Below are 10048 nucleotides of genomic sequence, written 5' to 3' on the forward strand. Positions count from 1 at the left end.
CGCACGGGTTCCGGTGCCGGGGGAGGCACCCGGGCCGGCGGAGCAGAACCCGGCCGCGCGGTTCCCCGGCGGCGACGGTCCGCCGGCCGGCGGACCGGGCGGCCGTTTCCCTGGTCTGCGGGACGTCAAGAACCCCCTCAAGGTCCGCTTCCTCGCCCAGGCGACGAAACCGGGCGGGGCGTTCACCGAGCTGTATCACTCGGCGTACTGGGACCTCTACGACAGGATCTACGCGGACGGCCTGGCCGACGAGGTACTCGACGCGATCGCCGCGGAGCTGCCGGTGACCGACCGGATGACCGCGCAGGAGGCCTCGGAGTCCGTCGACAGCCTCCGGGCGTGGATCACACGCCGGTCCGCCGCACTCGCATCTCAGCGCGGATGAGCGGTGCCCTGCGACGGCATTTGTGCAGCACAACGCGTCTGGAGTAGGCTTGACGAACGCGCGTGCGCACTACTGCGCGCGATAGGCGCGAGCCCCGGTCGGCAAGCTCTTGACCAGGGGTTTCGCACCGTGACACACGTCAAGAACTGTACCTACTACACACCTGTCCGGAGCAACTCAACATATGTCGTCCCCCACGATCTCCTCGCCGCAAGTAGCCGTCAATGACATCGGCACGGCAGAGGACTTCCTCGCCGCCATCGACTCCACGATCAAGTACTTCAACGATGGCGACATCGTGGAAGGCACCATCGTCAAGGTCGATCGGGACGAGGTTCTGCTCGACATCGGTTACAAGACCGAAGGCGTCATTCCCTCTCGCGAACTGTCGATCAAGCACGACGTCGATCCCCATGAGGTCGTCAGCGTCGGTGACGAGGTCGAGGCCCTGGTCCTCACCAAGGAGGACAAAGAAGGCCGTCTGATCCTCTCCAAGAAGCGCGCGCAGTACGAGCGGGCGTGGGGCACCATCGAGGAGCTCAAGGAGAAGGACGAGGCCGTCAAGGGCACCGTCATCGAGGTCGTCAAGGGCGGCCTGATCCTGGACATCGGCCTGCGCGGCTTCCTCCCGGCATCGCTCGTGGAGATGCGTCGCGTCCGCGATCTGCAGCCGTACATCGGCAAGGAGATCGAGGCCAAGATCATCGAGCTCGACAAGAACCGCAACAACGTGGTCCTGTCGCGCCGTGCATGGCTCGAGCAGACCCAGTCCGAGGTCCGCAGCGAGTTCCTGCACCAGCTGCAGAAGGGCCAGGTCCGCAAGGGCGTCGTGTCCTCGATCGTCAACTTCGGTGCGTTCGTCGATCTCGGCGGCGTCGACGGTCTGGTCCACGTCTCCGAGCTCTCCTGGAAGCACATCGACCACCCGTCCGAGGTCGTCGCCGTGGGCGACGAGGTCACCGTCGAGGTCCTCGACGTCGATCTGGACCGCGAGCGCGTGTCGCTGTCGCTCAAGGCCACCCAGGAAGACCCGTGGCGTCAGTTCGCCCGCACCCACGCGATCGGCCAGATCGTCCCGGGCAAGGTCACCAAGCTGGTGCCGTTCGGTGCGTTCGTCCGCGTCGACGAGGGCATCGAGGGTCTGGTCCACATCTCGGAGCTGGCCGAGCGCCACGTCGAGGTCCCGGATCAGGTCGTCGCGGTCGGCGACGATGCGATGGTCAAGGTCATCGACATCGATCTCGAGCGTCGTCGCATCTCGCTGAGCCTCAAGCAGGCCAACGAGGACTACACCGAGGAGTTCGACCCCTCGAAGTACGGCATGGCCGACAGCTACGACGAGCAGGGCAACTACATCTTCCCCGAGGGCTTCGATCCCGAGACCAACGAATGGCTCGAGGGCTACGAGAAGCAGCGTGAGGCATGGGAAGCCCGCTACGCCGAGGCCGAGCGTCGTCACAAGATGCACACCGCGCAGATCGAGAAGTTCGCGGCTGCTGCCGCCGAGGCGGCCAACGCCCCGAGCGACTACTCGTCGGCGTCGGAGAGCCGTTCCTCGAGCTCCAGCTCGGGCGGTTCGCTCGCCAGCGACGAGCAGCTCGCCGCTCTGCGTGAGAAGCTGTCGGGCAACGCCTGACCCCTTCGCTGCCTGACGGCAGCGCAGTGAGCACACGAGAAGCCCTCCCGGGAAACCGGGAGGGCTTCTCGCATGTCTCCGGCCCCGTTCCGCGGGGCGGGTGCTGATACGGTGGGCGCAATCGTCACTCGGTACGCCGTACGAGATGAGGTCCCGATGCCACCCGCCGACGACGCCCGCAGGCTCGTGCGGCTGCTGTGGCGTTCGGGTCCGGAGGCCGACGCCCGTCCGCGCCGCGGACCGAAGCAGCGGGTCTCGGTCGACGAGATCGTCGACACCGCCGTGGATCTCGCGGATCGCAACGGCCTCGACGCCGTGTCCATGCGAGCGCTCGCGACCGCGCTCGGAATCGGCCCGATGAGCCTCTACACCTACGTACCGTCCCGGGATGTCCTCGTCGCCCTGATGATCGACCGGGTCGCCGCCGATCATCCGATGCCGGAACCGGCCACGACGCCGGCGGAATCGCTGGCGGCCATCGCCCGCGCGCTCCGCGACGAACTCCTCGCGCACCCCTGGCTGCTCGACGCCCCGCCGTGGCGTCATGTGCTCGGCCCCAACTGGCTCGCTCGGTACGAACGGCAGCTGGAGGCCCTCGAGTCCGCCGACCTCCCGGATCTCGACCGGGACCGAATCCTCAGCGTCCTCACGTCGTTCGTGGTCGGCAACGCGCGCGAGGCCGTCTCGGCGCGGACAGCGCCGTCGCGGAGCGGGATGAGCGATGCCGAGTGGTGGGAGGCCGTCGCCCCGGAATTGGACGCGGTGATCCCGGACGGCGCGTATCCGCTGGCCAACCGGGTGGGGTCAGCTGCGGGAGAGCTGTATCAGGCACCGGGGGCGCCGGCCGAGGTGTTCGAGTTCGGGCTGGCGCGACTTCTCGACGGGTTGAGACCGCTTCTCGGGGAGTGACACACGGTCTGGTGCCGCCTGCTTCCGGACTGATGCGTTGTTGACAATAATTTTCATTAAGCGGTTCGATGTCCCGGTGTTCACATCACTGACAAGACTCATCCGATCCGTCCTCGCCGTCTCCGCGGCCGCAGTGGTGCTGGCGGGCTGTTCCGGCACGGACTCCCACCGCGGCGGGGTTGCATCGCCCTCGTCCGGCCCCGTCGAACAGCGCAGCGCCACACCTCGTCTCGCGCTCAGCCACGACGGTGGAATCCTCGTGCTCGACGCGCAGTCGCTCGATCAGGTCGCCGATCTCCCCGTCGACGGGTTCGTCCGGCTCAACAGTGCGGGCGACGGCCGGCACGTCCTGGTCTCGGAAGCCGGGGGGTTCCGGGTTCTCGACATGGGCACCTGGACGCGCAGGCACGGCGACCACGGGCATCACCAGACCGCCGAGCCCGCACTCACCGAGATGCGTTTCGGCGCAGACGAACCCGGGCACGTCGTGGTCCACGACTCACGGATCACACTGTTCAGCGACGGCACTGGGCAGGTCGACATCGTCGAACCCGCGGAACTCATGCGCGGCAAGGCCGTCTCGACGACTTTCACGTTGCCGCAACCGCACCACGGCGTCGCGGTCTTCCGTGGCGACGGGACGGTGGTCGTCACCCGTGGTGACGAGGAGAAGCGCACCGGCATCGCGATCCTCGACGCCTCCCGCAAGGAGATCGCACGCAACGACGAATGCCCAGGCGTGCACGGCGAGGCCGCGGCCGCCGACGGGCGCCTGACCTTCGGCTGTGAGAACGGCATCCTCGTCGTCGACGGCACAGACATCCGGAAGGTCGACAGCCCGGATCCCTATGGGCGCATCGGAAACCAGGCGGGAGACGACTCCTCGCCGATCGTGCTCGGCGACTACAAGAGCGACCCGGACGCCGACATCGAGCGGCCCACCCGGATCTCGCTGACCGATACGCGCACCGGCCGGCTCCGCCTCGTGGACCTCGGCACCTCCTACAGCTTCCGGTCCCTGGAGCGTGGGCCCGGCGGTTCCGCGGTCGTCCTCGGCTCCGACGGGGCGCTGCACCTCGTCGACGTCGAAACCGGTGAGCGCACCGCCCGGATCCCGGTGATCGGGCAGTGGACCGAGCCCGACGAGTGGCAGTCGCCGATGCCGAATGTGGCCGTGCAGGACGGGATCGCCTACGTCAGCGATCCGGGTGCGAAGCGGATCGTCGCGGTCGACCTGACCTCGCGACAGAAGATCGCCGAGGCGGACGTGCCGCACGAGACCATCGAGCTGGTGGCCGTCACGGGCTGATCCCGGCGACTCGACCGTGCGTGGCCCCGGCCGGATCCGTGTGCCGGTGTGACCCGGCGCCGACGCGGTTTGTCAGACTGGAGGGCGTGATCAGGCTGGGGCTGACCGGCGGTATCGGGGCCGGTAAATCGACAGTGGCGAAGACCTTCGTCGAGCGGGGTGCGTACATCATCGACGCGGACAAGATCGCGCGCGAGGTCGTGGAACCCGGGACCGAGGGGCTCGAGAAACTGGTGGAGGCGTTCGGTTCGGACATCCTGTCGGCCGACGGCAGCCTCGATCGTCCTGCCCTGGCGGCGAAGGCGTTCGTCGACGAGGAGTCCCGGAAGAAGCTCAACGCCATCACGCACCCGCTGATCGGTGCGCGCACGCAGGAGCTCCTCGAGGCGGCGCCCGAGGACGCGGTCGTCGTCCAGGACATCCCGCTGCTGGTGGAGAACCACACCGCGCCGTTCTTCCACCTCGTGGTGATCGTCCATGCCGATGAGGACGTCCGGCTCCATCGCCTGACCACGATGCGCGGCGTCGACGAGGCGGACGCTCGGGCCCGCATCGCCGCGCAGGCCACCGAGGAGCAGCGGCGGGCCGTCGCCGACGTCTGGCTCGACAACTCCGGGACGCCCGAGGAACTCGCCGCGGCGGCCGCGGAGGTGTGGGACAGGCGCCTGGTCCCGTTCGAGGCGAACGTCCGTGCCCGACGCGCCGCGGAACCCGACCCCGAACTCATCGCACTCGAGCCGAACCCGGATGGCCCGTCGGCCCGCGTCGTCAACCGGCTATGGGCGATCGCCGGTGAACGGGCCGCGGCCGTCGAGGTGGTCGACGCGGAGAAGGTGCAGTTGCGGATCGTGGCGCGTGATGGCGCGGCGGCGGAGCAGCTGACCGATCTGCTCGCGGTCGGCGGGTTCGCGCCGGCGGAGCCGGGGGTTTACCGGTCGTGCGATCCCGGTCGTCCGGCGACGGTCGTCGTCGAGACCGCCTGACCACCGTCACCGGCATCCGCCAGATCTGACTACGAATGTTGCCAGATCTGGCCACAGCCGGGTTCCCGTCCTGCTAGTTTGCTGATCACAGGGGCCGGCGGGCCGTCGTACGACGCGCCGCCTGCCCTGTGCTCGGTGGACGGCTACGAGAGGTGAGGAGCACGGTATGTGGGGTTCGGGGCTCGTCAAGCGGACGCGGATCCTGTTCGGGGCGGCCGCATTCGGTGCGGCGATCGCGACAGGCGTGGTCACGGCTGCGCCCGCGAACGCGGCGCTGCAGGCGATCGCGGTCGACTCGCTGCCCGGCTACGGATCGTCGTCCAACGGGTCGACCAACTATGCGATGTACGGGGCGGGTTGCGCCTACAGGCTGTCGGTGCTGGTGGGGGATCCGCGGTCGGCGAAGTCGAATCTCAAGGTCACCGACACCGTGAACGGCCGGACGGTCACCGTCTACGACCGCAAACCGCAGACCGTCGAGGTCAAGCCCATCTGGCGGCCGGCCACGCCGGGCCGCCACGTGCTGACCGCCACGCTCGACGGTGTGGTCAAGACCCGGACGGTCACCGTGGGCACTGGAATCCAGTTGCCGCAGTTCATTCGGAACGGCACGTGCTTCGTGCTGCCGACGTACTGACCGTCAGGACGGCCCCGGCCGATGGTCGGAGAACATGACGACGCCGCCGACCTCGGCGTCGAGCCACGCCTGCACACCACCGTGCGTGGCGGCGCCCACCAGGGCCCGGGTCGCGATCTCGATCGCCTGCACGCACTGGTCGTTGTCGAGGTGGCCGCAGCGATGGGCCTCGAAGACCTCGTCGACGTCGATGAGCTGCAGGGGCGACCCGGGCACGTCGACGAGGTCGAGGTACCAGTCCTCGGCAAACCATCGGCCCTGCTCGTCGGGACCGTGGAACCGGCCGACGTCCAGATAGAGCCGCTGGTTCGCCCGGTATCCGCCCTGGTAGTGAAAGATGTTGGCGCGCAGCCCGAGTGATGGGAGGAGCCAGGACTCGAGGTGGTCGAACCGGGGATGCCCCGGTGCCGGTCGCGACATGTAGAGCCCGAAGTCGGTGACGCGGTACTCGTCGACTCGCCGCACGAAACCCTTGTTGTCCGTGTTCGTCATCGCCGGCACGTCGAACACCTCGCGCTTGGGCGGATGCATCGGGTGGGCGGCGACCGGCGAGGCGGCGGGACCGCTGTTGCTCGTCATGGCACCGAATCTAGTCAGGCGGGCAGCGGTTCTCAGGGTGAAATCGGTGGAGATCTCCCGGGTTCCACCGGATGTGCCGCGGGTCCCGCCGGACGCATGGTCGACAGATGAGCTCTGTACCGGCCGCCGGCGCCGCGCGGGCGCGCGTCGCCACCCGTTCCCGGCGCGGCACCCCGACGCCCGCACGGCAGGGGCGACAACTGCTGCTGTGGATTCACATCCTCTCCTCGGTGAGCTGGATGAGTCAGGCCCTCGCCCTGCTGGTGCTGCTGTCCCGGGGCGGAACCGAGGGCGCGGTCGCCGCGCACGTCCTCGACACGACGGTTCTGGTCATCTCCGCCAACGTCTCCGCGATGTCGGGTTTCCTGCTCTCCTCGACGACGCCCTGGGGCTTCTTCCTCCACCGGTGGGTGCTGGTGAAGTTCCTCATCACCGTCGCGCAGCTCGTGGTCGGCATCGCGGTGCTCTCACCCCGCCTGAACGAGGTCGCGGACCGGGCCGCGGCCGACGGCCAGGTGACCGTCCCGACGGGCCTGCTGATCTCCACGGTGATCATGGCGTCGCTGATCGCCTTCCAGGGGTGGGTGTCGGTGGCCAAGCCCTGGCCGCGGGTGCCCGGACGGTCGCGGACGAAGGCGCCGGTGCCGCGGCCGGGGATCGTGGCGGCGGCACCCGTCGCGCTCGTGGGTGACGTCCTGGTCTTCGCGATCCTCGGCCAGCCGATCCCGGTCTGCTCGCTGACGGCGCTGATCGCCGCGCTCGTCGGGCGCAGGGACGGTCGGCGGGAGGCCGAGCGCGCGGGAACATCCGTGTCGTGACGCGCGTTTACCCTGGCATCATGGCCTTTGCAGCAGAACGTCCCGTGCTCGCTCATTCCGAGTTCCGTCCGATCGGCGAGGTCGAGCGCGCCGACGGCCGGTTCGAGGTGGTCAGCGAATACGAGCCGGCCGGCGACCAGCCCGCCGCCATCGCCGAGCTGACCCGGCGGATCAAGGCGGGGGAGAAGGACATCGTGCTCCTCGGTGCCACCGGCACCGGCAAGTCGGCGACCACCGCCTGGCTGATCGAGCAGGTGCAGCGCCCGACGCTGGTGATGGCCCCGAACAAGACGCTCGCCGCGCAGCTCGCGAACGAGCTCCGGGAGATGCTGCCCAACAACGCCGTCGAGTACTTCGTCTCGTACTACGACTACTACCAACCCGAGGCGTACATCGCGCAGACCGACACCTACATCGAGAAGGACTCCTCGATCAACGACGACGTCGAGCGGCTGCGCCATTCGGCCACCTCGAGCCTGCTGTCGCGTCGCGACGTCGTGGTGGTCGCGTCGGTGTCGTGCATCTACGGCCTCGGTACGCCGCAGTCCTACCTCGACCGCTCGGTGCAGCTCGAGGTCGGGCAGGAGATCGACCGCGACGCGCTGCTCCGGCTCCTCGTCGACGTGCAGTACACGCGCAACGACCTGTCGTTCACCCGCGGCAGCTTCCGCGTGCGCGGCGACACCGTCGAGATCATCCCCTCCTACGAGGAGCTCGCGGTCCGCATCGAGTTCTTCGGCGACGAGGTGGAGGCGCTCTACTACCTGCACCCGCTCACCGGGGACGTGGTCCGTCAGGTCGATTCGCTGCGCATCTTCCCCGCCACGCACTATGTCGCCGGTCCCGAGCGCATGGAGCGGGCGATGGCCTCCATCGAGGCGGAGCTCGAGAAACGTCTGGCCGAACTCGAGGCGAAGGGCAAATTGCTCGAGGCACAGCGTCTTCGCATGCGGACCACCTACGACCTCGAGATGATGCGACAGGTCGGCTTCTGCTCGGGTATCGAGAACTACTCGCGCCACATCGACGGTCGGTCGGCGGGCAGCGCGCCCGCGACGCTGATCGACTACTTCCCGGACGACTTCCTGCTCGTCATCGATGAGTCGCACGTGACCGTGCCGCAGATCGGCGGCATGTACGAGGGCGACATGTCGCGCAAGCGCAACCTGGTCGAGTACGGCTTCCGCCTGCCGTCCGCGATGGACAACCGTCCGCTGACCTGGGACGAGTTCGTCGACCGCATCGGCCAGACCGTCTACCTGTCGGCGACGCCGGGACCGTACGAACTCGGCCAGTCCAACGGCGAGTTCGTCGAGCAGGTCATCCGCCCGACCGGCCTCGTCGACCCGAAGGTCGTGGTCAAGCCGACCAAGGGGCAGATCGACGACCTGGTCCACGAGATCAGGCAGCGCACCGAGCGGGACGAACGCGTCCTCGTCACCACTCTCACCAAGAAGATGGCCGAGGACCTCACCGACTATCTGCTCGAACTCGGCATCCGCGTGCGCTACCTGCACTCGGAGGTCGACACCCTGCGGCGCGTGGAGCTCCTGCGCCAGCTGCGGTCGGGCGAGTACGACGTCCTCATCGGCATCAACCTGCTCCGCGAGGGGCTCGACCTCCCGGAGGTCTCGCTCGTGGCCATCCTCGACGCCGACAAGGAGGGCTTCCTGCGCAGCACGACCTCGCTGATCCAGACGATCGGCCGTGCCGCCCGCAACGTCTCGGGCGAGGTGCACATGTACGCCGACAAGATCACCGACTCGATGCGCAACGCGATCGACGAGACGGAACGACGCCGCGAGAAGCAGATCGCCTACAACAAGGAACACGGCATCGATCCGCAGCCGCTGCGCAAGAAGATCGCCGACATTCTCGATCAGGTGTACCGCGAGGCGGAGGACGAGGCCGTCGCCGTCGGCGGATCGGGACGCAACGCGAGCCGCGGGCGTCGTGCGCAGGGCGAGGTGTCCAAGGCCGGCAGCGCCGGGGTCATCGAGAAGCGCGACGTGTCGACGATGCCGCGCGCCGAGCTCGCCGACCTCATCGCACAGCTCACCGAGCAGATGATGAGTGCGGCCCGAGACCTCCAGTTCGAGCTCGCCGGCCGCCTGCGCGACGAGATCGCCGAACTGAAGAAGGAACTCCGCGGCATGGACGCGGCCGGGATCAAGTAGCGGCGCGACCGACGTCGAACACGCCGGTTCATGTGCGGAAAGCCACGATCCGGGGGACAGGCGGGCCGTGGCAAACTAGTGTTCCGATGAAAGATCCCTGCAGTTTGGGGACCAACGAACGCCTCGCTGATGGGCAGCGGGGCGAATTCATGTCGGAGGTTGGGATGAGCGCATACGAGACCATCGTCGTCGGTACCGACGGCTCGGAGTCGTCGCTGAAGGCGGTGGAGCGTGCGGGGGCACTCGCAGGGGCTGACGGTGCACAGCTGGTGATCGCATGCGCGTACTTCCCGAACGAGCGTGGTGCCGGGGAGGCCGCCGACATCCTCAAGGACGAGGCATATCAGGTCACCGGGTCCTACCCGACCGAGGAGATCCTGCGCACCGCCAAGGAGCGCGCGGTGGCCGCCGGCGCGACCACCGTCGTCCAGCGTCCCGTCAAGGGCGCCCCGGTGGACGCGCTGCTCCAGCTCGTCAACGACGTCAAGGCCGACCTGCTCGTCGTCGGTAACCGCGGCCTCAACTCGATCGCCGGCCGGCTGCTCGGCTCGGTGCCCGCCGATGTCGCGCGCAAGTCGTCCTGCGACGTCCTGATCGTGCACACCACCGGCTAGC

General features: G+C 68.3%; 9 protein-coding genes and 1 pseudogene. 9 read left to right on the forward strand and 1 reads right to left on the reverse strand.

Features of this window, described 5'->3' with window-relative positions; genetic code table 11:
* The 6 genes and pseudogenes from GP2_RS20170 to GP2_RS20195 form a co-directional block, all read left to right on the forward strand.
* Positions 1-385: pseudogene (locus GP2_RS20170) on the forward strand (CotH kinase family protein); the annotation flags it as partial.
* Between the two features lie 184 nt (positions 386-569).
* A complete protein-coding gene (rpsA, locus tag GP2_RS20175; RefSeq protein WP_006902488.1) occupies positions 570-2021 on the forward strand; it encodes a 30S ribosomal protein S1 in 1452 nt (483 codons plus the stop codon).
* Positions 2022-2177: 156 nt separating this feature from the next.
* Positions 2178-2930 (forward strand): TetR/AcrR family transcriptional regulator, encoded by a 753-nt coding sequence (locus GP2_RS20180; protein ID WP_006902489.1) that lies wholly within the window; start codon positions 2178-2180, stop codon positions 2928-2930.
* A gap of 76 nt (positions 2931-3006) precedes the next feature.
* Positions 3007-4239, forward strand: coding sequence for a zinc metallochaperone AztD (gene aztD / locus GP2_RS20185; protein WP_006902490.1), 1233 nt, complete (start codon positions 3007-3009; stop codon positions 4237-4239).
* Between the two features lie 86 nt (positions 4240-4325).
* On the forward strand, positions 4326-5222 hold the full coding sequence (gene coaE / locus GP2_RS20190; protein ID WP_006902491.1) for a dephospho-CoA kinase: 897 nt from the start codon (positions 4326-4328) through the stop codon (positions 5220-5222).
* Positions 5223-5388: 166 nt separating this feature from the next.
* A complete protein-coding gene (locus tag GP2_RS20195; RefSeq protein ID WP_006902492.1) occupies positions 5389-5859 on the forward strand; it encodes a hypothetical protein in 471 nt (156 codons plus the stop codon).
* A 3-nt stretch (positions 5860-5862) separates the two neighbouring features.
* Here the strand turns inward: GP2_RS20195 and GP2_RS20200 are convergent, their stop codons facing one another.
* Positions 5863-6438, reverse strand: coding sequence for a ribonuclease FAU-1 family protein (locus tag GP2_RS20200; RefSeq protein WP_006902493.1), 576 nt, complete (start codon positions 6436-6438; stop codon positions 5863-5865).
* Between the two features lie 107 nt (positions 6439-6545).
* Here GP2_RS20200 and GP2_RS20205 point away from each other — a divergent pair, with 107 nt between their 5' ends.
* The 3 genes from GP2_RS20205 (at position 6546) to GP2_RS20215 (ending at position 10047) form a co-directional block, all read left to right on the forward strand.
* Positions 6546-7256 carry a hypothetical protein gene (locus GP2_RS20205; protein ID WP_006902494.1) on the forward strand — a complete coding sequence of 237 codons (711 nt, stop codon included), beginning with the start codon at positions 6546-6548 and terminating at the stop codon, positions 7254-7256.
* Positions 7257-7276: 20 nt separating this feature from the next.
* A complete protein-coding gene (uvrB, locus tag GP2_RS20210; RefSeq protein ID WP_040527593.1) occupies positions 7277-9433 on the forward strand; it encodes an excinuclease ABC subunit UvrB in 2157 nt (718 codons plus the stop codon).
* A gap of 164 nt (positions 9434-9597) precedes the next feature.
* The gene (locus tag GP2_RS20215) at positions 9598-10047 is read left to right on the forward strand and encodes a universal stress protein (RefSeq protein WP_006902496.1); all 450 of its coding nucleotides are present in this window, start codon (positions 9598-9600) and stop codon (positions 10045-10047) included.
* The last annotated feature ends 1 nt before the right edge of the window (position 10048 follow it).

Source organism: Gordonia paraffinivorans NBRC 108238, from assembly GCF_000344155.1.
Lineage (GTDB): Bacteria > Actinomycetota > Actinomycetes > Mycobacteriales > Mycobacteriaceae > Gordonia > Gordonia paraffinivorans.